General features: G+C 71.7%; 21 protein-coding genes. 13 read left to right on the top strand and 8 right to left on the bottom strand.

The annotated features are described in order from the left end of the window. Window positions 1-126: 126 nt before the first annotated feature. Window positions 127-1,395: a L,D-transpeptidase gene (locus AC5WRL_RS12015; protein ID WP_496088409.1), complete on the top strand. Its 1,269-nt coding sequence runs from the start codon at window positions 127-129 to the stop codon at window positions 1,393-1,395. A gap of 87 nt (window positions 1,396-1,482) precedes the next feature. Then, a complete protein-coding gene (locus AC5WRL_RS12010) occupies window positions 1,483-1,833 on the top strand; it encodes a helix-turn-helix domain-containing protein (protein ID WP_496088408.1) in 351 nt (116 codons plus the stop codon). On the opposite strand, the gene AC5WRL_RS12005 is transcribed toward AC5WRL_RS12010, so the two are convergent. Together AC5WRL_RS12005 and AC5WRL_RS12000 are read right to left on the bottom strand one after the other, a co-directional pair. Then, complete coding sequence (locus AC5WRL_RS12005; protein WP_496088407.1) at window positions 1,830-2,447, bottom strand: ClpP family protease; 618 nt, start codon at window positions 2,445-2,447, stop codon at window positions 1,830-1,832. The genes AC5WRL_RS12010 and AC5WRL_RS12005 overlap by 4 nt on opposite strands. A 1-nt stretch (window position 2,448) precedes the next feature. Continuing rightward, a complete protein-coding gene (locus AC5WRL_RS12000) occupies window positions 2,449-3,087 on the bottom strand; it encodes an ATP-dependent Clp protease proteolytic subunit (protein ID WP_496088406.1) in 639 nt (212 codons plus the stop codon). Between the two features lie 234 nt (window positions 3,088-3,321). Between AC5WRL_RS12000 and AC5WRL_RS11995 the strand changes: the two genes are divergently transcribed. Both AC5WRL_RS11995 and AC5WRL_RS11990 read left to right on the top strand, forming a co-directional pair. Beyond that, window positions 3,322-3,783 carry a DUF5959 family protein gene (locus AC5WRL_RS11995; protein WP_496088405.1) on the top strand — a complete coding sequence of 154 codons (462 nt, stop codon included), beginning with the start codon at window positions 3,322-3,324 and terminating at the stop codon, window positions 3,781-3,783. Between the two features lie 486 nt (window positions 3,784-4,269). Then, window positions 4,270-4,947, top strand: coding sequence for a hypothetical protein (locus tag AC5WRL_RS11990; RefSeq protein WP_496088404.1), 678 nt, complete (start codon window positions 4,270-4,272; stop codon window positions 4,945-4,947). A 106-nt stretch (window positions 4,948-5,053) separates the two neighbouring features. Here the strand turns inward: AC5WRL_RS11990 and msrA are convergent, their stop codons facing one another. Beyond that, the gene (gene msrA, locus AC5WRL_RS11985; RefSeq protein WP_496088403.1) at window positions 5,054-5,716 is read right to left on the bottom strand and encodes a peptide-methionine (S)-S-oxide reductase MsrA; all 663 of its coding nucleotides are present in this window, start codon (window positions 5,714-5,716) and stop codon (window positions 5,054-5,056) included. A 14-nt stretch (window positions 5,717-5,730) separates the two neighbouring features. Next, window positions 5,731-6,912: a hypothetical protein gene (locus tag AC5WRL_RS11980; RefSeq protein WP_496088402.1), complete on the bottom strand. Its 1,182-nt coding sequence runs from the start codon at window positions 6,910-6,912 to the stop codon at window positions 5,731-5,733. Between the two features lie 100 nt (window positions 6,913-7,012). Between AC5WRL_RS11980 and AC5WRL_RS11975 the strand changes: the two genes are divergently transcribed. Further along, window positions 7,013-8,167, top strand: coding sequence for a cystathionine gamma-synthase (locus AC5WRL_RS11975; protein ID WP_496088401.1), 1,155 nt, complete (start codon window positions 7,013-7,015; stop codon window positions 8,165-8,167). Window positions 8,168-8,206: 39 nt separating this feature from the next. On the opposite strand, the gene AC5WRL_RS11970 is transcribed toward AC5WRL_RS11975, so the two are convergent. Continuing rightward, window positions 8,207-8,677: a MarR family winged helix-turn-helix transcriptional regulator gene (locus AC5WRL_RS11970; RefSeq protein WP_496088400.1), complete on the bottom strand. Its 471-nt coding sequence runs from the start codon at window positions 8,675-8,677 to the stop codon at window positions 8,207-8,209. 162 nt (window positions 8,678-8,839) lie between these two features. On the opposite strand from AC5WRL_RS11970, the gene ilvA reads away from it, so the two are divergent. The 4 genes from ilvA to AC5WRL_RS11950 all read left to right on the top strand — a co-directional run bounded on the left by ilvA (window position 8,840) and on the right by AC5WRL_RS11950 (window position 15,713). Further along, complete coding sequence (gene ilvA / locus AC5WRL_RS11965; RefSeq protein ID WP_496088399.1) at window positions 8,840-10,063, top strand: threonine ammonia-lyase; 1,224 nt, start codon at window positions 8,840-8,842, stop codon at window positions 10,061-10,063. Window positions 10,064-10,308: 245 nt separating this feature from the next. Continuing rightward, window positions 10,309-11,382, top strand: a complete 1,074-nt coding sequence (locus AC5WRL_RS11960; RefSeq protein WP_496088398.1) for an ATP-binding cassette domain-containing protein — start codon at window positions 10,309-10,311, stop codon at window positions 11,380-11,382. Continuing rightward, entirely contained in the window at window positions 11,379-12,254 is an 876-nt protein-coding gene (locus AC5WRL_RS11955; RefSeq protein ID WP_496088397.1) for an ABC transporter permease, read from the top strand. The genes AC5WRL_RS11960 and AC5WRL_RS11955 overlap by 4 nt, the downstream gene beginning before the upstream one ends. Before the next feature lie 177 nt (window positions 12,255-12,431). Further along, window positions 12,432-15,713, top strand: coding sequence for a tetratricopeptide repeat protein (locus AC5WRL_RS11950; protein ID WP_496088396.1), 3,282 nt, complete (start codon window positions 12,432-12,434; stop codon window positions 15,711-15,713). Between the two features lie 87 nt (window positions 15,714-15,800). Here the strand turns inward: AC5WRL_RS11950 and AC5WRL_RS11945 are convergent, their stop codons facing one another. Both AC5WRL_RS11945 and mca read right to left on the bottom strand, forming a co-directional pair. Continuing rightward, complete coding sequence (locus AC5WRL_RS11945) at window positions 15,801-16,151, bottom strand: hypothetical protein (RefSeq protein ID WP_496088395.1); 351 nt, start codon at window positions 16,149-16,151, stop codon at window positions 15,801-15,803. Continuing rightward, window positions 16,144-17,028 (bottom strand): mycothiol conjugate amidase Mca, encoded by an 885-nt coding sequence (gene mca, locus AC5WRL_RS11940; protein WP_496088394.1) that lies wholly within the window; start codon window positions 17,026-17,028, stop codon window positions 16,144-16,146. Before mca ends, AC5WRL_RS11945 begins: the two co-directional genes overlap by 8 nt. A 122-nt stretch (window positions 17,029-17,150) precedes the next feature. Between mca and AC5WRL_RS11935 the strand changes: the two genes are divergently transcribed. The 3 genes from AC5WRL_RS11935 (at window position 17,151) to AC5WRL_RS11925 (ending at window position 20,469) form a co-directional block, all read left to right on the top strand. Beyond that, entirely contained in the window at window positions 17,151-17,561 is a 411-nt protein-coding gene (locus tag AC5WRL_RS11935) for a DUF4307 domain-containing protein (RefSeq protein WP_496088393.1), read from the top strand. A 239-nt stretch (window positions 17,562-17,800) separates the two neighbouring features. Further along, window positions 17,801-18,298: a transcription elongation factor GreA gene (greA, locus tag AC5WRL_RS11930; protein WP_496088392.1), complete on the top strand. Its 498-nt coding sequence runs from the start codon at window positions 17,801-17,803 to the stop codon at window positions 18,296-18,298. Window positions 18,299-18,438: 140 nt separating this feature from the next. Continuing rightward, window positions 18,439-20,469, top strand: a complete 2,031-nt coding sequence (locus tag AC5WRL_RS11925) for a thioredoxin domain-containing protein (protein WP_496088391.1) — start codon at window positions 18,439-18,441, stop codon at window positions 20,467-20,469. Between the two features lie 42 nt (window positions 20,470-20,511). Here AC5WRL_RS11925 and trhA read toward each other — a convergent pair whose 3' ends face one another. Next, window positions 20,512-21,213 (bottom strand): PAQR family membrane homeostasis protein TrhA, encoded by a 702-nt coding sequence (trhA, locus tag AC5WRL_RS11920; protein WP_496088390.1) that lies wholly within the window; start codon window positions 21,211-21,213, stop codon window positions 20,512-20,514. Window positions 21,214-21,454: 241 nt separating this feature from the next. On the opposite strand from trhA, the gene AC5WRL_RS11915 reads away from it, so the two are divergent. After that, window positions 21,455-23,323, top strand: a complete 1,869-nt coding sequence (locus AC5WRL_RS11915) for a phosphoenolpyruvate carboxykinase (GTP) (RefSeq protein WP_496088389.1) — start codon at window positions 21,455-21,457, stop codon at window positions 23,321-23,323. Window positions 23,324-23,345 lie beyond the last annotated feature (22 nt).

The following is a 23,345-nucleotide window of genomic DNA, read 5'->3' as shown; positions in this document are numbered from 1 at the left end:
ACGCCGCCCACGTTGTCACCCCAGGACACCGGGACGAATGCGCCCACGCGTGTCCTTTTCCGTGCAACGCAACGCCGCCTGGGCGAGTGCCGCAAGGGTGCCCCGGCGGGGATGGAGTGGCTGACCATGAGGGACGGCATGCGGCGCAGGGGCGCCGCCGGTGTGGCGGTGCTGCTGTCCGGGGTGCTCACGCTGGGCGCCTGTAGTCTGCACAGCGGCGGCGGCGGCAGCGGTGACGCCAAGGCGGCGGATCCATCGGCGAGTCAGAGCGCCGCCGACGCCGCCCGGGCGGCCGACACCTCCTCGGCGCAGATCTCCATCACCCCGGGCGACATGGCGGACAACGTCGGCATCAACGACGGCGTCGCCGTCAGTGTGACGGACGGCACACTCGACACCGTCACCATGAAGGCCACCGACAGCGGCACGGAGGTGGCCGGCACCATATCCGCCGACGGCACCGGCTGGACCCCGGACGGCCAGCTCTCGCGGGCCACCCGCTACGAGCTGGTCGTCCAGGCCAGCGACAGCCAGGGTCGGCAGGCGCACCAGAGCGCCACCTTCACCACCGTCTCCCCTGACAACAGCTTCATCGGCAACTTCACCCCCGAGGACGGCTCAACGGTGGGCGTCGGGATGCCGGTCTCGCTGAACTTCGACAAGGAGATCACCAACAAGGCCGCCATCGAGGGCGCCGTGGACATCAACACCAGCACCGGCCAGGAAGTGGTCGGCCACTGGTTCGGCGACAAGCGCCTGGACTTCCGCCCCCAGAACTACTGGCAGGCCGGCACCCACGTCACCGTCACCCTGCACTTCGACGGCCTGGAGGGCGCCCCGGGGATCACCGGCGTCCAGGACCGTACGTTCAGCTTCGACGTCGGCCGCTCCCAGATCAGCACCGTCGACGCCCAGACCCACCAGATGACGGTGGTCCGCGACGGCCGCACCATCAAGACCGTGCCCATCTCCTCCGGCAGCGACCAGAACCCCACCTACAACGGGGCGATGGTGATCTCGGAGAAGTTCGACGAGACCCGGATGAACGGCGCCACCGTCGGCTTCACCGACAGCGACGGCAAGGGCGAGTACGACATCCCCGACGTGCCGCACGCCATGCGGCTGTCCAACTCGGGCACCTTCATCCACGGCAACTACTGGAGCGCCACCGACATCTTCGGCGCCACCAACACCAGCCACGGCTGCGTCGGCCTGGCCGACGTCCAGGGCGCCGGCGACCCGGGTACGGACGCGGCCTGGTTCTACGACCAGTCGCTGCTGGGCGACGTGGTGGTCGTCGTCAACTCCCCGGATCAGACCATCCAGCCCGACAACGGCCTCAACGGCTGGAACATGGACTGGACCCAGTGGGTGGCGGGCAGCGCGCTGCGCTGAGGCGGCGGCGGCCCGGCCGCGCGGATTTCGCGCCGGGCGGACACCGGGAGGGGTGCCCGGTGCCCGCCCGCCTCCTACGCTGAGGAGATGACCAGCCACCCGCACCACCACCCGGTCCGCGAGCCCCTGTTGCGGCAGCTCATCGGCGATGTGCTGCGCCGTGAGCGGCTGGCCCAGGAACGTACCCTCAAGGATGTGGCCGAGGCCGCCCGGATCTCCATGCCCTACCTCTCCGAACTGGAGCGGGGCCGCAAGGAAGCCTCCTCGGAGGTCCTCGCCGCCGCCGCCCGCGCCCTCGGCCTCACCCTCGCCGACCTGCTGGCCCTCGCCCACCGCGAACTGGCCGGCCCGCCACGGATCTCCTCCGTCACCTCACTGATCAGCAGGCGCGGCACCACGGCCGACCGGACCGACCAGACGCTGCTCCTGGCCGCTTAGGTCGCGGTGACCATGGCCCCCGCGGCCCGCCGGCTCAGCACCTGATCGGCCAGCCCGTACGCCACCGCCTCCGTGGCCGAGAACACCTTGTCCCGGTCCATGACGGCCCGCAGGTCCGCCACATCGCGACCGGTGTGGCGGGCCAGCACCTCCTCCACCTGGGAGCGGATCCGCAGCATCTCCTTGGCCTCCAGGGCCAGATCGGAGACCTTCCCCTGCCGCCCGCCACTGGCCGGCTGCCCCAGCAGCACCCGGGAGTGCTCCAGCACCACCCGCCGCCCCGGCTCCCCGCCGGCCAGCAGCACGGCCGCCGTCGAGGCGGCCTGCCCCACGCAGAACGTGGACACCGGAGCCGTCACGAAGCTCATCGTGTCGTAGATCGCCATGAGCGAGGTGAACGAACCCCCGGGCGAGTTGATGTACAGCGAGATCTCCTGCTCGGGGGCCGCCGCCTCCAGATGGAACAGCTGAGCGATCACCACGTTGGCGACCCCGTCGTCGATCTCGGTGCCCAGGAAGATCACCCGCTCGGACAGCAGCCGGCTGTAGACGTCGTACGCCCGCTCCCCGTTCGGGGTGCGCTCGACCACGGTCGGAATCGTGTACTGCCCCATGTCAGAACCCCGCCCTTCGCGGCGCACCGGCCGACCGCACCTCGTCCAGCGAGGTCACGATCCGGTCCACCATCCCGTACTCTCTGGCCTCCTGCGCCGTGAACCACCGATCGCGGTCCCCGTCCCGGCGGATCGTCTCCCGGCTCTGCCCGGTGTGCTCGGCGAGGATCCGCTCGATGGTGCCCTTGGTGTGCTCCAGGTTCTCCGCCTGGATCGCGATGTCGGCGGTGCTCCCGCCCACCCCGGCCGACGGCTGATGCATCATGACCCGGGTGTTCGGCAGCGCGTACCGCTTCCCCGCCGCCCCGGCCGTCAGCAGCACCTGCCCCATGCTCCCGGCGAAACCCACGGCGAGGGTGGCGACATCGTTCGGGATCAGCCGCATGGTGTCGTAGATCCCCAGGCCCGCGTGCACGGAGCCGCCCGGGCTGTTGATGTACAGCACGATGTCGGTCCGCGGATCGCCCGCCGACAGCAGCAGCAACTGGGCGCACACCCGATTCGCGGACACCTCGTCAACCTGTGTTCCCAGCATGACGATCCGCTGGTCCAGCAACTGCGCCGCCAACTGATCATCGAACCGGCTGGGCGCCGTATCACCTTCCTCGGCGCGTATGTCCCTCGTCCTCAACCCGGCCATCAGCCCTCCTCGAAGAAACGCGCGCCCCCAACCGGCCGCGCCCTCCCAAGATGACCCCGGACCCCGCGCCCTTCCCCACGAATCGCCCCTCGGCGAATTAGCGCAGAGCAGAGCGCCACCTCGGACGGGCCAGCCGGCCTTCACCACCCCGATCGGGCAGGACAGGTGACCACTGGGTTGTCAGTCCCCGGGGGTACGTTGCGAGCCAGGTGCAGCCGAGTGCGAGGAGGAGACGTGGACGGTGCGGGGGAGTGGCTGGAACTCTTCCGGTTCGCGGATCAGGGTCAGAGCGTCGCTGTCGTGGTGCGCTGTGAGGAGGATCCGCGGGTGGTGTCCGGTGAGGCGTTCTACGACGCCGCCATCGTGCTGGAGAGTGACTTTGTCCGTGGCCGGGTGCGTCTGGTGCTGTCGGGAGCGGATCTGGACGAGTGGGAGCGCTGTCTCGGTGAACTGGAAGCCGATAAGGGGATGGGGTGGCCCGCCGGTGACCGCAGCGCACGGGTGGAGGTGATGCCTGATGATCCCGTGCTGGTGACCGTGCGCGACGCACCATCGACGGGGGTCGAGGTGTGTGTCCCCGTTGACGTCGCCGAGGACTGGCTGGAAGAGAACCGGCGGCGGCTCGGGCGCCTCCGTGAGGTTCTCGGAAGCCCGCAGACTGATCACCCCACCGAGCCGAAGGCATCGGCACGGTAACGGTCGCCGGAGAGGCGGCGCCCGATCCCGGCGGGACGGTCCCCCGGACCGGTGCCGGGGGACGTCGGTCGTTCAGCCGTCTGCCGGGGCGATGCCCGTGGGGCAGGAGACGCCCCGGGCGGTCTCGAACGGGTCAGCCGGCCTTCGCCACCCCGATCGGGTGTGTGACCTCATCTGTCAGTCGCCGGGCGTAGGTTGCTCGTCATCAGTGCGGACATGCTCGGCTGGAGGACCTGACCTGTGCCCCGCGTGATTCCTGAACCCCCGTACGACCTGGCCCAGCTCATACCGGAGTTCGAGCCCCTGGCCAGTGAGGCCGTGCTGCTGTACCCCCGGAGTGGGGAGCCCGGTGTGTGGGACAGTTCCATGGGGGGCCCGCTGTTGTGGCCTGCCGATGAACCGTGGCCGTACTGCGCCCGGGCCGGGCACCGGGCCTGTGGCAGCTATGGCGGTTCATGGAAGGAGTCGAAGCCCGGGGCGGTGCCGATGGTTCCGGTGATCCAGCTCTTCGCCCGTGACGCTCCCCGGTTTGAGTTCCCTCCGGGCAAGGACCTGGCGCAACTGGTCTGGTGCCCGCTCGACCACGACGAGGAACCCGGCGGGTCCGTTGTGCCCCGGCTGTACTGGCGTGAGGAGGCCGAGACCGGCGCACGCGGGACGCTGTCCGACGCTCCCGTTCCGCGTGAGGGGGAGTACGACGACGAATTGGTGCCCCGTCCCTGCACGGTCAGCCCGACCCCCGCAGTCGAGTACCCGGGCTACGACCTTCCCGACGAGCTGCTGACCACGCTGCTGCCTCGCCTCGAAGAGCTTCAGGACCGCTTCGGGTTCTGGTACACGGAGGTGGCGAGCGCCTTGCAGAACAAGGCCGGCGGCTATCCGGCCTGGACACAGAGCCCCGACTGGCCGCACTGCGGTGCGGGCCACCGCATGGAGCATCTGTTCAGCGTCACGAGCGAGGTGGCCTACGGACGCTGGCTGCCGTTGGACGAGCACGAGCACGAGCCCGGCACGGAACCGCCGGCCTGGGACGCGCCGGCCCGCTCCGACCTCGCCGAGGCCATCGGCCCGGACCTGGTGATCGGCGATGCCGGGGGCGTCTACATCTTTCTGTGCCGCCGCTGCCCCGATCTTCCGTACGCGCACCGCTCCGACAGCCACTGACGGCCGGGCCGGACACCGGGTGCGTCACGCCACCGTGCTCCGTCGGAGCTGTCCCCCGGAAGCGTCGTGCGCACCGGGGGACGTCGGTCGTTCAGCCTCGAACGGGTCAGCCGGCCTTCGCCACCCCGATCGGGCAGGACAGCCCCGTGCCGCCCAGGCCGCAGTAGCCGGCGGGGTTCTTGTCCAGGTACTGCTGGTGGTAGTCCTCCGCCAGGTAGAAGGGGCGGTCGGCGGCCGGGAGGATCTCGGTGGTGATCGTGCCGTAGCCCGAGGACTCCAGGACCCGCTGGTAGGCCGTCCGCGACTCCTCGGCCGTCTGCTGCTGGGCCGCCGAGTGGGTGTGGATCGCCGAGCGGTACTGGGTGCCCACGTCGTTGCCCTGGCGGAAGCCCTGGGTCGGGTCGTGCGACTCCCAGAAGATCTTCAGCAGCTCTGCGTACGACACCCGCGACGGATCGAAGACGACCCGTACCGTCTCGGTGTGCCCGGTGAGCCCGCTGCACACCTCCTCGTACGTCGGGTTCGGGGTGATCCCGCCCTGGTAGCCGACCAGCGTCGTGAAGACCCCCTCGGCCTGCCAGAAGCGCCGCTCCGCGCCCCAGAAGCAGCCCAGCGCGAAGTCCGCCACCTCCAGCTGCTCCGGGTACGGCGGAGCCAGCGGGGTGTCCAGCACGGTGTGCCGGCCCGGGTTCGCCAGCACCGGCTCGGTACGGCCCCGCAGCGCGTCCTCGGGGCCCGGAAGACGGGTCTTGAAAGTGTTCAGCGTCATCTTTCTCTTCTCTCCTACTGACGGGTGATCGCCAGCGCGCGGTACGCCGCGTACTCCTGTGCCGGGTGCTGCCCGTCCACCCAGGGGATCGCCCCCACATAACCGTCGACGGCCCGCACCTGTTCCGCCGCTTCCGCGTACCTCTCCGCCCGCACGAGGAAACACAGCAGCAGATGCCGCACATGTGCCTCCACCGGGTGCCCGGGCCGTACGGTGTTCACCGCGAACTGCGCGGCCTCGATCGCGTCCTTGATCACCGCGCCCTGGTACATGCCCGACGACAGCTGGACCTCCGGCAGATGCTCGTACACCGCGAACAGCGGCAGCGCCGGCAGCAGGCTCCCCGCCGGGGCCGCGCCCGCCGCCGCCCGGGCGAAGCCCTCCGCCTCCTGGCGCGAGCCGTGCCACTTCTCCGCCCAGTACGGCAGCGCCGCCAGATGCGCCCCCATGTGCTGCCGGTCACGCTGGGTGACCTGCGCCCACAGGGATTCGAAGTCGGCGCGCCGGTAGCTCAGCCCCCGGGCGATGAACAGCTCCGTGATGTACGGGATCGGGTCGTCCGGCGCGAGCCGGGCCGCCTCGCCCGCCACCGTACGTGCCTCCTCCAGCACGATCCGGTGATCCGCCGACCCGGTGTCCGACATCGCCTGCCACACCAGGAACTGCGCGTACACCTGCGCGCCGCCCGGGTCGGCCGGCTCCTCCTGCCGCCAGCGGCGCAGCCAGCCGGCGTCCTGCCGCCGCGGCTCCTTGGACAGTGACAGGCGGCCGTCGCCGGGCGGCGGCGCCTCATCCACCGGCTGCCCGGAGGCCCGCCAGTGCGCCAGCTCCATGGCCGCCGCGCCCGCCAGGGACTGCACCCGCTGCCAGCGCAGCTCGCTGTCGTCCGTCAGGGCGAGCAGATGCCCCGCCGGACGCCAGTTCTGGGTGCGGCGCACCTCCTCCAGCGTCGACACCAGTTCCGGGTCGGGCCCGGGCAGCCGCAGGTCGAGCTGGTCGACGGGGACCAGGCCGGTGTCGTGGTACGGGTCGTCGGCGGCGCCCTGACCGAAGCCGGGGCCCGGAGTGCCGGGCCCGCCCGCGGTCTGCTGGGCGGCGCGCTCCAGCTCCTGGCGCTCCTTGCGGCGGCGCAGGGCGGGCAGCACGACCACGCCGAAGATGGCGGTGATGGCGACGAGGAACAGAAGGACTTCCATGGCGGCGCGGCTCCCCCGGGATGGATTTCTACGGTGTGGACAGCCTATGGCCCCGGTTGTGGCGGCCTGAGTCCACCGTACGGCCCACTACGGTGTACCCATGACTGAGGACGTCAGCGGGCAGCATTTCGAGACGCTCGCCATCCACGCGGGGCAGGAGCCGGACGCCGCCACCGGCGCGGTGGTGCCCCCCATCCATCAGGTGTCCACCTTCAAGCAGGACGGGGTGGGCGGACTGCGCGGCGGCTACGAGTACAGCCGGTCGGCCAACCCGACCCGTACCGCCCTGGAGGAGAACCTCGCCGCCCTGGAGGGCGGCCGGCGCGGCCTCGCCTTCGCCTCCGGGCTCGCCGCCGAGGACTGTCTGCTGCGGACCCTGCTCAAGCCCGGCGACCACCTGGTGATCCCGAACGACGCGTACGGCGGCACCTTCCGGCTGATCTCCAAGGTCGTGGAGCGCTGGGGCGTGGCCTGGTCGGTGGCCGACACCTCCGATCCGGCGGCGGTACGCGCGGCGCTGCGCCCCGAGACCAGGCTGGTGTGGGTGGAGACCCCCTCCAACCCGCTGCTGGGCATCACCGACATCGCGCTGGTCGCGGACATCGCGCGGAGCGCCGGGGCGCGGCTGGTGGTCGACAACACCTTCGCCAGCCCCTACCTCCAGCAGCCGCTGGCGCTGGGCGCGGACGTGGTGGTGCACTCCACGACCAAGTACATGGGCGGCCACTCGGACGTGGTCGGCGGTGCGCTGGTGACGGCGGACGAGGCGCTGGGCGAGGAACTGGCCTACCACCAGAACGCGATGGGTGCGATCGCCGGCCCCTTCGACTCGTGGCTGGTGCTGCGCGGCATCAAGACGCTGGCGGTACGGATGGACCGGCACAGCGCGAACGCGGCGCGGGTCGTGGAGGCGCTGGTGGCGCACCCGAAGGTCACCCAGGTGTACTACCCGGGTCTTGCCTCGCATCCGGGGCACGAGACGGCGGCCAAGCAGATGCGGGACTTCGGTGGGATGGTGTCCTTCCGGGTCGCGGGCGGCGAGGACGCGGCGGTGGCGGTGTGCGACCGGACGAAGGTGTTCACGCTGGGCGAGTCGCTGGGCGGGGTGGAGTCGCTGATCGAGCACCCGGGTCGGATGACGCATGCCTCGGCGGCCGGTTCGCCGCTTGAGGTGCCGTCCGATCTGGTGCGGCTGTCGGTGGGGATCGAGGCGGTCGACGACCTGCTGGCGGATCTGCGGCAGGCGCTGGGGTAGCGGGGTTGCGGGGTTGCGGCGGCGGGCCGCCGGATCGCCTCAGGCGCCCGGCCCGCCGCCGCTCTGCCAGTGCGCCATCGCGGCGTTGAACCGGTGCAGCAGTTCGTGGAACTGCTCGCGCTCCGGTTCGCTCCACTCCTGCGTCAGCAGCGCCATCAGTTCGCGGCGCGAGGAGCGGACCTCCTCCAGCCGGGCGCTGCCGCGCGGGGTGAGCTGGAGGACGACGGCGCGCCCGTCGTCGGGGTCGGCGGTGCGGCGTACCAGGGCGGCGTCCACCAGCGGCGCGGCCTGCCGGGTGACGGTGGAGGAGTCGATGCCCATGCCGTGGGCGAGGGCCTTCACTCCGGTGGGCCCGTCCTGGTCGAGCTTGCTGAGCAGCAGATAGGCGGCCCGGTCCATGGAGTTGCGGGCGGGGCCGAGGGCGCCGAGCCGGCTCTGCTCCGCGCGGCGGGCGAAGACGGCCACCTCGTGCTGGAGCCGGTCGTACAGTTCGGTGGATTCAGGCGTCATATCTCGCGGGAGTTCGGTGCGGGCAAAGGGCGTACGGGGGATGGCTCGCGGCACAGCGTACGCGGCTGTGCGACGGCGCGGAGCCCGGTGGCCGAGACCGGTCGCCCCATTCCGTACGGCACCGGGCGCGCCCGGCCGCCAAAGGGCTGCCAGACTGGCGCTATGGCTACAAATCCCCCCGCAGGCGCGCCGAATCTCGATGACATACGCGCCGCGCAGAAGGTGCTCTCCGGTGTCTCGCGGGTGACCGCGATGGAAGGCAGCCGCTATCTGACCCAGCTGGTGGGCGCCCCCGTTCACTTCAAGTGCGAGAACTTGCAGCGCACCGGCTCCTTCAAGGTGCGCGGCGCCTATGTGCGGATCGCCGCGCTGTCGGCGGCGGAGCGGGCCCGGGGGGTGGTGGCGGCGAGCGCCGGGAACCACGCGCAGGGGGTGGCGCTGGCGGCGGGGCTGTTGGGGGTGCGGGCCACGGTGTTCATGCCGGCCGGGGCGCCGTTGCCGAAGGTGGCGGCGACGCGGGAGTACGGGGCCGAGGTGCGGACGGCCGGGCAGGTGGTGGACGAGACGCTGGCGGCGGCGCGGGAGTACGCGGAGGCGACCGGCGCGGTGTTCATTCATCCGTTCGACCATCCGGATGTGGTGGCGGGGCAGGGCACGATCGGGCTGGAGATCCTGGAGCAGTGCCCGGACGTACGCACCGTGGTGGTGGGCATCGGGGGCGGCGGTCTGGCGGCGGGGGTGGCGCTGGCGGTGAAGTCGCTGCGGCCGGCGGTGCGGGTGGTGGGGGTGCAGGCGGCCGGTGCCGCGGCGTATCCGCCGTCGCTGGCGGCCGGGCATCCGGTGGCGCTGGAGTCGGTGTCGACGATGGCGGACGGGATGAAGGTGGGGCGGCCGGGGGAGGTGCCGTTCCGGATCATCGCGGAGCTGGTGGACGAGGTGCGGACGGTGTCGGAGGACGCGCTCTCCAGTGCGCTGCTGCTGTGTCTGGAGCGGGCGAAGCTGGTGGTGGAGCCGGCCGGGGCGAGCCCGGTGGCGGCGCTGCTGTCGGATCCTGAGGCGTTCGAGGGGCCGGTGGTGGCGGTGCTGTCGGGCGGGAACGTCGATCCGCTGGTGTTGCAGCGGACGTTGCAGCACGGGATGGCGGCGGCCGGGCGGTATCTGTCGCTGCGGGTGCGGCTGCCGGACCGGCCGGGGGTGCTGGCGGCGCTGCTGCGGGAGCTGTCGATGGCGGACGCCAATGTGCTGGCGGTCAATCACGTCAGGACCGATCCGCGGCTGGGGGTGAGCGAGGCCGAGGTGGAGCTGCATCTGGAGACGCAGGGGCCCCGGCACTGTGCGGCGGTGGCGGCGGGGTTGCGGGAGGCCGGGTACCGGATTCTCGACTGATTGGTCGGCGGTCGGCGGTCGGCGGTCGGCGGTGATCGGGTGGCGGATGCGATGTGACGCGACTGTCGGTGGCGGTCGGTGGTGACTGGTGGCGGGCGGGTTTTCCCAGGTCGGGGCGGGTGTGGAGAAAGTTATCCACAGGCTGTCGCGAGGGGGTTGCGATGTATCGCGATGCCCGTAAAACTGGCGGAGTCGCTCAGCCGGGGCGACGCTGAACGTCGGCCACCGATCACGGGGAGACCACGATGCCGGGTGCGATTTATGCCGAGGGGCTGGTGAAGACCTTCGGGGACGTCACCGCACTGGACGGTGTCGATTTCGATGTGCCCGAGGGCACCGTCCTGGGTCTGCTCGGGCCCAACGGCGCGGGCAAGACCACGGTCGTACGGGTGCTGACCACGCTGCTGCGGGCCGACCGGGGGCGGGCCGAGGTGGCCGGGATCGATGTCGCGTCCCGCCCCGACGAGGTACGCCGCGCGATCGGTCTTTCCGGCCAGTTCGCCGCCGTGGACGACTATCTGACCGGCCGGGAGAATCTCCAGATGGTCGGGCAGCTCTACCAGCTGTCGGCGCGCGAGGCGAAGGCCAGGGCCGGGGAGCTGCTGGAGCGGTTCAACCTGGTGGACGCGGGCGAGCGCACCGCCCGCACCTACTCCGGCGGCATGCGGCGCCGGCTCGACCTGGCCGCGTCGCTGGTGGTCAGCCCGCCGGTGATGTTCATGGACGAGCCCACCACCGGCCTCGACCCGCACAACCGGCAGGCGATGTGGGAGCTGATCAAGGAACTGGTGGCCGGCGGCACCACCCTGCTGCTGACCACCCAGTATCTGGAGGAGGCGGACCATCTCGCCGACTCCATCGCGGTCGTCGACCACGGGCAGGTCATCGCCCGTGGCACCTCGGACGAACTGAAGAGCCGCAGCGGCGGCGATGTCATCGAGCTGGTGGTCCACGACCGCGCACGCATCCCCGAAGCCCAGGAGATCCTGCGCCACCTGGGGGAGGGCGAGCCGGGGCTGGCGGCCCACACCCGCCGGCTGACCGTCCCGGCCACCGGCGGCGCCAGGCTGCTGGCCGAGGTCATCCGCGAACTGGACGCCCGGCAGATCGAGATCGACGACATCGGGCTGCGCCGCCCCACCCTCGACGATGTCTTCATCTCCCTGACCGGGCACAGCGCCGAGTTCGACGAACTCAACGACAACACGGCCGGCGGCACGAAGAACACGCAGCACCAGCGCGAGCCGGACAGCGAAGGCGACCGGGACCGGCACCAGGACCGCAGCGGGGGCAACGACCGGGAAGAGGGCACCGCATGAGCACCGACCTGCCCGGCGCGCCCAGCACCGCGCCCGCTCCCGCCCGGCCCGCCGGCCGGATCACCCTGCGGCAGAATCTGCGGGACTCCCTGGTCGTCGCCAAACGCAACCTGCTGCGGATGATGCGCATCCCCGAAACCGTCGTCTTCGGGCTCATCCAGCCCATCATGTTCGTGGTGCTGTTCGCCTACGTCTTCGGCGGCTCCATCAGCATCCCCGGCGCCGGACTCAGCGCCTCCGCCTACCGCGAATTCCTCATGGGCGGCATCTTCGCCCAGACCGTCACCTTCGCCACCGCGGGCGCCGCCGCCGGCATCGCCGAGGACATGCAGAAAGGCATCATCGACCGCTTCCGCTCGCTGCCCATGGCCCGTGGCGCCGTCCTCACCGGACGCACCTTCGCCGACCTGGCCCAGACCGCCGTCATCCTCGTCGTCCTCGCCATCGTCGCCTTCCTGGTCGGCTGGCGCATCCACGACGGACCACTGCGAGCCCTGGCCGCCTTCGGACTGCTGCTCCTCCTGGGGTACGCCTTCACCTGGATCGGCGCCCTCATCGGACTGTCCGTCCGCACCCCCGAGGCCGCCACCTCAGGCGGACTGGTGTGGCTCTTCCCGCTCACCTTCATCTCGGTGGCCTTCGTCCCCTCACAGAACATGCCCGGCTGGCTCCAACCCGTCGCCGAGTGGAACCCCTTCAGCGCCACGGTGGTCGCCGTACGCGATCTGTTCGGCAATCTGCCGCCCCACTACCAGGCCCCCCACGTGTGGCCCATGCAGCACGCGGCACTCGCGTCCATCCTCTGGTCGGTGCTGATCATCGTGATCTTCCGCACGCTCGCGGTGCGCAAATACCAGCGCGCCACGGGCTGACCGGCACCCGCGCCGGCCGCCGGCCCGCGGACATGCCCAAGACCCTTGGCGTCCGGACAAGTTGAGTATTCAATTCATCACGGCCAACGGCACGGTTTGGCCAAGAACAGCGTGAGGAGACAGGCGCGGGGAAGGCGTCTGGGTGTCTGGATGACGGGCACCACGGGAGGGGGACACATGGCGACACAGCTGGCACTGACCCAAACACACCGGGCGGAGATCGACCGGCTGCTGGTACAGGCCGCGGACGAAGAGGTACGGCGCTCCGACGGCCGCGTCGACGGGAGGCAACTGCTCCAGCGAGCCCGCAGCACCATCGACGAAATCCACCGGCCGGCCCTGGAGGAGTACACCGCCTACCGGCGGGCCGAGGAAGAGACCTCCCCCGGCAGACTCACCGACCGTTTCCGCCCCCAGGCCCTCGGCGGCGCCCTGGCGGCCACCATCGCCGCCTCCATCGCCGTCCTCATCCTCATCGGCGGCAGCGACCTGGCGACCTCAGTCGCCTTCATCGACGCCGTCGTGGTCATCGCCGCCGGCCTCGTCGGCTACGCCCTGTACGCCGTGTTCGCCCACCAGTGGGCCGTCCAGCGGCACGCCGGCGACCGGCACCAGCCCGGCGGCGTCGAAGCCCTGCGCCTGGAATGGCTCACCGCCGTCGAAGTACGCGGCATCCGCCCCTACCTCGACCAGCAGCGCGCCCTCACCCCACGCCGCGAAACCACCCTCCCCGAACAGCGCGACCCACGCCGCGCCCCCCAGCAGCAGCGCCGCCCCGACCGCTCCGCCGCCGCCCGCACCCGCGCCGTCCTGTCCAAATCCTTCAGCCGGCTACCCGAACCGGGACACCCCTTCATCGGCCGCCGCCGCCACCTCACCCAGATCACCCAGTGGGTCAACCGCGACCGGGCCCGTACCGACACCCGGCCCACCGTCGTCGTCCTGCACGGCCCCTCCGGCTCCGGACGCACCATGCTCGCCCGCTGGGCCGCCCACGAACTGCGCGAACTCTTCCGCGGCGCCTGCCTGGTCGACCTGCGCGGCCAGAGCGTCGACCCGCTGCCCACCCGTGACGCCATCCTGCACCTGATGAACCGTCTCGGCGCCCCCCGCGACCAACTGCTCTTCCGCGAAGGCGCCGGGCGCGAAGCCGACGCCGGACAGCTGCGCCGACTCGCCGAGCGCTACCACCAGCACCTCACCGGGCTGCCGGTCGTCATCATCCTCGACGACGCCACCGACGCCGAACAGGTCCGCACCCTCATCCCCGAACGCTCCGACTCCCTCGTCCTGGTCACCGCCGCGGCGCCGCTGGACCTCGACCCCGACCTGCCCGCCTCCGTCCACCAACTCCCCCTCGAATCCCTCGACCCCACCAGCTCCGAAGAACTGCTGCGCGCCACCGTCACCGAGAGCTCCACCCTCGCCACCGGCCCCGACGCCCAGCCCGACTGGCTGCGGCTGGCCGACCTGTGCGACGGCCGCCCCCTCCTCCTCCACCTGGCCGGCTCCACCCTCACCCACCGCACCCCCGCCCAGCTCATCGAGGCCCTGGAAGCCGCCACCCCCGAAGGACCCGGCGCCGACCCCGCCGAACGCGTCCTGCGCACCCGCTACACCGACCTCAGCGACCCCGCCCGCCGGCTGCTGCGCCGCCTCGCCCTGGCCGGCCGCGCCAGCCTCGGCGCCCGCGCCGCCGCCGCGCTCCTCGACGTCAGCCAGAAGGAAGGCGCCCAGCGCCTCGAAGAGCTGAGCGAATCCGGCCTCATCCACCTGGTCCGAGGCAGCCGCTACCGCCTCCACGACCTCGTCCGCCGCTTCGCCCGGGTCCGGCTCTTCGACGAGGAGAGCCACGAGGAGCGCTCGGCCGCCCAGGAACGGCTCATCCGCAGCTACGCCGAACTCGCCGACACCGTGATCCGGCTCGTGGACGGCAAGACCTCCACCCGCGCCGACCTGCTGCCCGCCGCCGCCGGCGGCCACGGCTTCAGCTCCCTGGACTCCGCCCTGCGCTGGCTGGACGACGAAACCAGCTTCATCACCGCCACCCTGCGCTACGCGGACGAACGCGTCGACCGGCAGGCCGTCCAGCACCTCCTGGGCGCCCTGTGCGACTACTGCCTGCTGCGCGGCGACCTCTACCGGCTCGGCGAGCTGAACGAGCTGACCCAGGCCGTCAATCAGGGCCTGCTCACCCGCTCCGTGCAGTGGCGCACCGGTGTCGCCGCCCGGCAGCTCGGCGAGCTGGACAAGGCCCGCTCCACCCTGTCCTCGGTGGTCACCCTCTACCAGGAGGCGCAGAACAACGCCGGCACCGCCCGCGCGCTGCGCGACCTCGGCATCACCCTCCAGCACCAGGGGCAGCTGCCCGAGGCCCAGAGCAAGCTCCGCGAAGCCCTCGACCTCCAGCAGGCCCGGGAGCTGGCCGGCGACCGGGGCTGGACGCTCCACGCGCTGGCCGCCGTCGAACGTGAACGCGGCCGGCTCGGCTCCGCCCGCTCCATGCTGGCCGAGGCGCTGCGGCTGCACCAGGGCAGCGGCTCGGTGCACGGCGAGGCGTGGACCCGCTTCCAGCTCGGCCAGACGCTGCTGTGGGCCGGCCGGATCCCGGACGCCGAGCAGGAGCTGCGTACCGCGCTCGACCTGTACGAACGCTCCCAGGATGTGCGGGGCGTGGCGTTCGCCACCACCGAGCTGGGTCTGGCCCGGCTCCATGACGCGGACGCCACCTCGGCCCAGGAGCAGTTGGGTGCCGCGCTCGCCCAGCACCGGGAGAACGAGGACGCCCGTGGCGAGGCGTGGGCCCTGTACTACCTGGGGCAGGCCCAGGAGGAGGGTGGCGATCCGGAGGCCGCGCTGCGCTCGCTGGAGCAGGCGCGCACCATGTTCAGCCGGATGCGGGACATCTACGGGCTGGCCTGGTCCCGGCACCACTCGGCGCGGCTGACCCGCGACATACGGGCCCAGAGCACGGGCTCGCTGCGCAACTCGGGCTTCGCCCGGCAGCTGCTCACCGATGCCCGGCGCGATTTCCAGCGGGCCGGGGTGGCGCACGGCGAGGCGTGGTCGGCGCTGGAGCTGGCGGTGATCGACGCCGGCAACGAGCGGGCCGGTCAGGCGCTGGAGCTGGCCGATGAGGCGCTGCGGCTGTTCACCGAGGGCTACGGCGACGGGCAGCCGGACCGGCGCGGCGCGGACTGGGCGCAGTTCCTGCGCTGCACGCTGCTGCCGCTGGCCTCGCCCGGCGGGTCGGAGATAGGAGAGGCGGTGGCACAGCAGGAGCTGACGGAGCTGCTGGACGCGGAGCATCCGCTGCGCGATCCGCGGCTGAGCGACGCGGCGTCCTCGTACGCCCTCATGCTGGAGCGCGGCCAGGGACCCGAGTCGGGCTGGACCGCCTGGCGGATGGGCATGGTGCCACGCCGCGCCGCCCGGGACGTGCTGGGCGTGCCGGCCTGACCCGGCCGGCGGGCTGGGCGTGCCGGCCCGACCGCGCCGGTCGGGCGCGGGGCGGGGAAGCGGCCCCGGGGGAGTGGAACGGTCCGGTCAGGCCGGGGTGGTGGTGTGGGGCCGGGCGGAGCCCTCGGGCTCCGCCCCGGCGCCGCCGGCGCCGTCCTGGCCACCGCCGGCCGGTCCGGTGCCGCCACCGCCGCCGTCCGGGCCATCCGGGCCGTCAGGCCCTCCCCCAGACTCCGTCCGGGAGGTGCCCCCTTGCCGCTCGGCGCGCTCCTGCTCCTTGAAGTCGATCCTGCCCAGCTGCCGGCTCATCGACTTCAGCAGCACCCAGACCGCGAGCCCCAGGACCGCGAACACGATGAAGCCCAGCACGCCGGGCGTCACCGTGTACTCGGTGAGTTTCTTTTCGGCCTGCTCGGCCAGCGGAAGCAGCTCACTCATACCCGTCATTGTCGCGGATGCCCGCGAACAGGTCCGACTCGGGGATCGAGGTCTGCACCCGCGCCTTCGCCAGCTCGTAATCCTCCGTGGGCCACACCTCCTGCTGCACCTCCATCGGCACCCGGAACCAGCCGCCCTCCGGGTCGATCTGCGTGGCGTGCGCGATCAGCGCCTTGTCCCGCACCGGGAAGAAGTCCGCGCACGGCACGAACGTCGTCAGCGTGCGCGGCTCGCGCTCCATCTCGTCCCAGCGCTCCAGCCACTCCCCGTACGGGGATTCCAGCCCCCGTGCCAGCAGCGCCTCGTGCAGGGCGACGGTGCGCGGCCGGTTGAAGCCCTGGTTGTAGTACAGCTTCAGCGGCGTCCACGGCTCACCCGCCGCCGGGTACCGCTCCGCGTCCCCCGCCGCCTCGAACGCCTCCATCGAGATCTTGTGCGTCATGATGTGGTCCGGGTGCGGATAGCCGCCGTTCTCGTCGTACGTGGTGATCACATGCGGCTTGAACGACCGGATCAGCGCCACCAGCGGCTCGGCCGCCAGCGCCACCTCCTGCAACCCGAAGCACCCCTCGGGCAGCGGCGGCAGCGGGTCACCCTCCGGCAGCCCGGAGTCCACGAACCCCAGCCACTCCTGCCGCACCCCGAGAATCTCCCGGGCCTCCGCCATCTCCTTCGCCCGCACCTCGTGGATGTTCTCCTCGATGTACGCGTCGCCCTGGAGCTTCGGGTTGAGGATGGAGCCCCGCTCCCCGCCGGTGCAGGTGACGACGAGGACATCCACCCCCTCGGATACATACTTCGCCATCGTCGCGGCGCCCTTGCTCGACTCGTCGTCGGGGTGGGCGTGCACGGCCATGAGCCGCAGCTGCTTGGTCAAGGCTCGATCCTCGTGTCTTGGTCCTGGAGTCGCCTCCTATAGTGACTGATGGACCCGCACGGGATATTCCCCGCGGGCGCCGCCCACGACACCACGCCCATCCCACGGCCGAAGGACACACCATGGCTACCGTTCGTCACGGCGTGCCCGAGGGGCGGTACGGCCGGGCCGGCGCCGGCTCCGACGCCCGCACCGACCGGCGCCTGAAGATCACCGGCCTCATTCTCGGCGTCCTGCTGCTCGGCTTTGTCGGCTGGGCCGGTGTCTCTTATATCTCCGGGCAGACGGTTACCGGAGAGGTCACCGGATTCTCGGTCACCTCCGATACCGAAGTCACCGTGAATATCGCGGTACGCAAGCCCGCCTCCGTCACCGGAGTGTGCACGGTACGGTCGCAGGCGGCCGACGGTCTGGAAGTCGGCCGGGCCGAGTTCCGCTTCGAGGAGGACAGTGACGCGGTGCACCGTTCCGTGGTGCTGAAGACCACCGAGCGCGCCACCTCCGCCGAGCTGATGGGCTGCGCCGAGGGCTGACCGTCCGGGGCCCCTCGCACGGCACCTGGCGGCACCGCCGCCGTGGCCCTCCCCGCCCCCGCCGGTGTGGGTTTGCCCACGTCGGGAGGGGGTAAATCCTTTCGCAAATCGATCGGCGTTGTTAGGGTCGACGTTTCGATCGCTGATTCGCCCACCCAGGAGCGCTGCCTTCCGGGAGGGCGATGTTTTTGTATCGACCCTCCGTTGTATCCATCACCACCTGTACCCGAGGAGCACCTGTGACCCAGACCAGCGACACTGTCACCTGGCTGACCCAGGAGGCGTATGACCAGCTGAAGACGGAGCTGGACTACCTGTCGGGTCCCGCGCGCATCGAGATCGCCAAGAAGATCGAGGCCGCCCGCGAAGAGGGCGACCTGAAGGAGAACGCCGGATATCACGCGGCGAAGGAAGAGCAGGGCAAGCAGGAGGCGCGGGTGCGCCAGCTGACCCAGCTGCTGGAAAGTGCGCAGGTCGGGCAGGCTCCGGCGGACACCGGTGTGGTGGCGCCCGGCATGGTGGTCACGATCGCTTTCGACGGCGACGAGGACGACACCATGACGTTTCTGCTCGCCTCCCGGGAATTCGCCACCTCGGACATCGAGACGTATTCGCCGAAGTCCCCGCTGGGCAGTGGCGTCAATGGCAAGAAGGTGGGCCAGGACGCGCAGTACGAGCTGCCGAACGGCTCCGTCGCGAATGTGCGGGTCCTGGAGGCCAAGCCCTATCAGGCGTGAGAGCGGGCCGGCGCGCTGAACGTGCCGCCGGCCCCCACCGAACCCCCGTGGAATGCCTCCGCGCCCACCGCGCGGGGGCATATCTGCGTCCTGCCGCCCCGCACCGGGCCGGGTGGCCCGGCACAGGGCAGGATGGGGGTATGGCCAACCGACTCGCCGACGAGACCTCGCCGTATCTGCTCCAGCACGCCGACAACCCCGTGGAATGGTGGCCCTGGTCGCCCGAGGCATTCGCGGAGGCGCGGCGCCGTGATGTTCCGGTGCTGCTGAGCGTCGGTTATGCGAGTTGTCACTGGTGTCATGTCATGGCACGGGAGAGTTTCGCGGATCAGGAGACCGCCGACTATCTCAATGAGCATTTCGTCGCGGTGAAAGTCGACCGCGAGGAGCGTCCCGATGTGGACTCCGTCTATATGGACGCGGTGCAGGCCGCGACCGGCCAGGGCGGCTGGCCGATGACGGTGTTCATGACGGCCGAGGGGGAACCGTTCTACTTCGGCACCTACTTCCCGCCGCAGCCGATGCAGGGCCTGCCGTCCTTCCGGCAACTGCTGGCCGGGGTGCGCACGGCGTGGACCGAGCGGCGCGGCGAGGTCACCGAGGTGGCGGCGCGGATCGGGCGGGAGCTGGCGGGGCGCGATCTGGAGTACGGGGCGCCGCGCGCGCCGGGGGAGGCCGAGCTGGCGATGGCGCTGGGGGGCGTACGCGGGGATTTCGACGCCGAGCGGGGTGGTTTCGGCGGGGCGCCGAAGTTCCCGCCGTCGATGGTGCTGGAGTTTCTGCTGCGCCACCACGCCCGCACCGGGGCCCCGGAGGCGCTGGAGATGGTGGAGCGTACGGCGCAGGCGATGGCGCTGGGCGGGCTGTACGACCAACTGGGCGGCGGCTTCGCCCGGTACGCGGTGGACGGCGGGTGGGCGGTGCCGCACTTCGAGAAGATGCTGTACGACAACGCGCTGCTGGCCCGGGTGTACACCCATCTGTGGCGGGCCACCGCCTCCCCGCTGGCGCGCCGGATCGCGCTGGAGACGGCGGAGTTCATGGTGCGGGAGCTGCGTACCGAGCAGGGCGGTTTCGCGTCCGGACTGGACGCCGACAGCGACGACGAGCGGGGCCGGCACCGCGAGGGCGCCTTCTACGTGTGGACGCCGGAGCAGGTGCGGGCGGCGCTGGGTGAGGAGGACGGCGCGCGGGCGGCCGGGCTGTACGGGGTGACGCCGGCCGGGAACTTCGAGGAGGGCGCCTCCGTACTGCGGCTGCTGCCGGGCACCGACCACGATCCGGGGCTGCGGGAGCGGCTGCTGGCGGCGCGCGCGGAGCGGGCGCGGCCGGGCCGGGACGAGAAGGTGGTCGCGGCGTGGTGCGGTCTCGCGGTCGCGGCGCTGGCGGAGACCGGGGCGTGTTTCGAGCGGCCCGGGCTGATCGACGCGGCCCGGGACGCGGCGCTGCTGCTGGAGCGGGTGCACACCCGGCGGGACGGGGCCGGGGTGCGGCTGGCGCGTACCTCGCGGGACGGCCGGGCCGGGCCCAGCGTGGGAGTGCTGGAGGACTACGCGGATGTGGCGGAGGGCTATCTGGCGCTGTACGCGGTGACCGGTGAGACGCGGTGGCTGACCGGGGCCGGCGAGCTGCTGGAGACGGTGCTGGCGCACTTCACGAGCGCGGACGGGGCGCTGTACGACACGGCGGACGACGCGGAGCGGCTGATCCGCCGCCCGCAGGACCCGAGTGACGGGGCGACCCCGGCGGGCTGGACGGCGGCGGCCGGGGCGCTGCTGTCGTACGCGGCGTACACCGGCAGCGGCCGGCACCGGGCGGCGGCCGGCCGGGCGCTGGGCATTGTGACGGCGCTGGGGGAGCGCGCCCCGCGCTTCATCGGCTGGGGCCTGGCGGTGGCGGAGGCGGCGCTGGACGGGCCGCGCGAGGTGGCGGTGGTGGGCCCGGTGGGCGATCCGGCGACGGCGGAGCTGCACCGTACGGCGCTGCGCTCGACCGCCCCCGGCGCGGTGGTCTCGGTGGGCGCCCCCGACACCCCGTACGCGCCCCTGCTGCGGGACCGGGCGCTGCGGGACGGCGCGCCCACGGCGTACGTGTGCCGCGACTTCGTCTGCGCGCTGCCCACGACGGACCCGGTGGAGCTGGCCCACCAGCTGCGCGCGGCGCGCCGCTGAGGCGGGCCGCCGCTCAGCCCCCCCGCGCCGCCGGCCGGCCGGTCAGCCGTGCTGGTACGCCACGATCGAGATGCCCACGTAGTGCACGGCGAACGCCGCCAGGGTCAGTGAGTGGAACACCTCGTGGAAGCCGAACCAGCGCGGCCACGGGTTGGGGCGCTTCATGCCGTAGATGACGCCGCCGACGCTGTACAGGAGGCCGCCGATGACCACCAGGGTCATCACGACGACCCCGCCGGTGCGCAGGAAGTCCGGCAGGAAGAAGACCGCGGCCCAGCCCATGGCGATGTAGCACGGGGTGTACAGCCAGCGCGGCGCGCCGACCCAGAAGACCCGGAAGGCGATCCCGGCCACCGCCGCGGCCCAGATGCCCCACAGCAGGAGCTGCCCGCGCGCGCCCTCCAGCAGCAGGATCGTCAGCGGGGTGTAGGTGCCCGCGATGATCAGGAAGATGTTGGCGTGGTCGAGCCGGCGCAGCACCCCGGCGACCCGGGGCGGCCAGTTGCCGCGGTGGTAGAGCGCGCTGACGCCGAAGAGCAGGCAGGCGGTGAGGGTGTAGACGGCGCAGGCGATCCGGCCCCGGGGGCTGCCGGCCAGCGCGGTCAGGAAGACCCCGGCGATCAGCACCGCCGGGAACATCATCGCGTGCAGCCAGCCGCGCAGCCGGGGCTTGATGGTGGTGGTGGGCGGCGTGGGAGCGGGCGCTTCGGTCCCGTCGGCGGCCTGGGCCGCGGCAGCAGTCATGGCGTCGATGCTACCGAGGGTGTGTAGGCCGTTGGAGGGGAGCGGCGCGCGGTGGTGCGTACGGGGCCGGGCGTGCGCCTGCTCACTTGAGCTGCCCTAGACACAGACGAGAAGTAGGCGCAGAATCATAGAAACAGATGAGCGCGATGGCTTCCGGATGAGCGGCAGACGTACTCATCGGAAACGCTCACCTTTCACCACCCTCAAAACCCTCAAACCCTCGAAACCCTCAGGAGTGATCGTGGCGCTGACGTCAGCCAGTCCCGTCACCACCCACCGCACGGACTCCGCCCCCACCCGCCACCGCGAACTCCTCGCCTGGGTGAGCGAGATCGCGGACCTCACCCAGCCCGACCGGGTCGTATGGTGCGACGGCTCCCAGGCCGAGTACGACCGGCTGTGCGCGGAACTGGTCCAGCGGGGCACCTTCACCGAACTCGACCCGGTCAAAAGGCCGCACTCCTACTACGCCGCCTCCGACCCGACCGACGTCGCCCGGGTCGAGGACCGCACCTTCATCTGCTCCGAGCGCGAGCGGGACGCCGGGCCCACCAACCACTGGAAGGACCCCGCCGAGATGCGGGACATCTTCGGTGGCGAACACGGCCTCTTCCGCGGCTCGATGCGCGGGCGCACCATGTACGTCGTCCCGTTCTGCATGGGCCCGCTCGGCTCCCCGCTGTCCGCCCTCGGCGTCGAGATCACCGACTCCGCGTATGTCGCCGTCGCCATGCGCACCATGACCCGGATGGGCAGCGCCGTCCTGGAACAGCTCGGGGAGGACGGCGAGTTCGTACGCGCCGTGCACTCCGTCGGCGCCCCGCTCGGCCCCGGGCAGCAGGACGTGCCCTGGCCCTGCAACACCACCAAGTACATCTCGCACTTCCCCGAGACCCGCGAGATCTGGTCCTACGGCTCCGGGTACGGCGGCAACGCGCTGCTCGGCAAGAAGTGCTACGCCCTGCGCATCGCCTCCGTCATGGCCAGGGACGAGGGCTGGCTCGCCGAGCACATGCTCATCCTCAAGCTCACCCCGCCGCGCGGCGAGGCCCGCTACATCGCCGCCGCCTTCCCCTCCGCCTGCGGCAAGACCAACCTCGCGATGCTCCAGCCCACCATCCCCGGCTGGACCGTGGAGACCATCGGCGACGACATCGCCTGGATGCGGTTCGGCGCGGACGGCCAGCTGTACGCGATCAACCCGGAGGCCGGCTTCTTCGGCGTGGCACCCGGCACCGGCGAGAAGACCAACGCCAACGCCATGAAGACCCTGTGGGGCAACTCCGTCTTCACCAACGTCGCCCTCACCGACGACGGCGACGTGTGGTGGGAGGGCATGACGGACGAGCCCCCGGCCCATCTCACCGACTGGCGCGGCAACGACTGGACGCCGGAGTCCGGCACCCCCGCCGCCCACCCCAACGCCCGCTTCACGGTGCCCGCCGCGCAGTGCCCCACCATCGCCCCGGAGTGGGAGGATCCAGCTGGGGTGCCGATCTCCGCGATCCTGTTCGGCGGGCGCCGGGCCACCGCCGTACCGCTGGTCACCGAGTCCTTCGACTGGCAGCACGGCGTCTTCCTCGGCGCCAACGTCGCCTCCGAGAAGACCGCGGCGGCCGAGGGCACGGTCGGCGAACTGCGCCACGACCCGTTCGCGATGCTGCCGTTCTGCGGCTACAACATGGGCGACTACTTCGGCCACTGGCTGCGCGTCGGGCAGCAGGCGGCCGACCCGGCGAAGCTGCCGAAGATCTACTACGTCAACTGGTTCAAGAAGGACGCCGCCGGCCGGTTCGTGTGGCCGGGCTTCGGCGAGAACAGCCGGGTGCTGAAGTGGATCGTGCAGCGGCTCAACGGCGAGGCCGCCGGCATCGAGTCCGCGATCGGCGTCCTGCCGGCCCCCGGCTCACTGGACGTGGCCGGGCTTGAGCTGACCGAGCAGGAGCTGGCGTTCCTGCTGGAGGTCGACCGGGAGGTGTGGCGCCGCGAGGCCGCCCTCATCCCGGCCCACCTCGACACCTTCGGCGACCACACGCCCCGCGCGCTGTGGGACGAGTACCACGCGCTGGTCGAGCGGCTGAACCGGCTGCCCGCCGCCGACCAGGACTGACCCGCGCCACGGACCGGCCGGC

The organism is Streptomyces sp. NTD107 (genome assembly GCF_059510435.1).
This window is presented reverse-complemented; position numbering and strand designations above follow the sequence as displayed.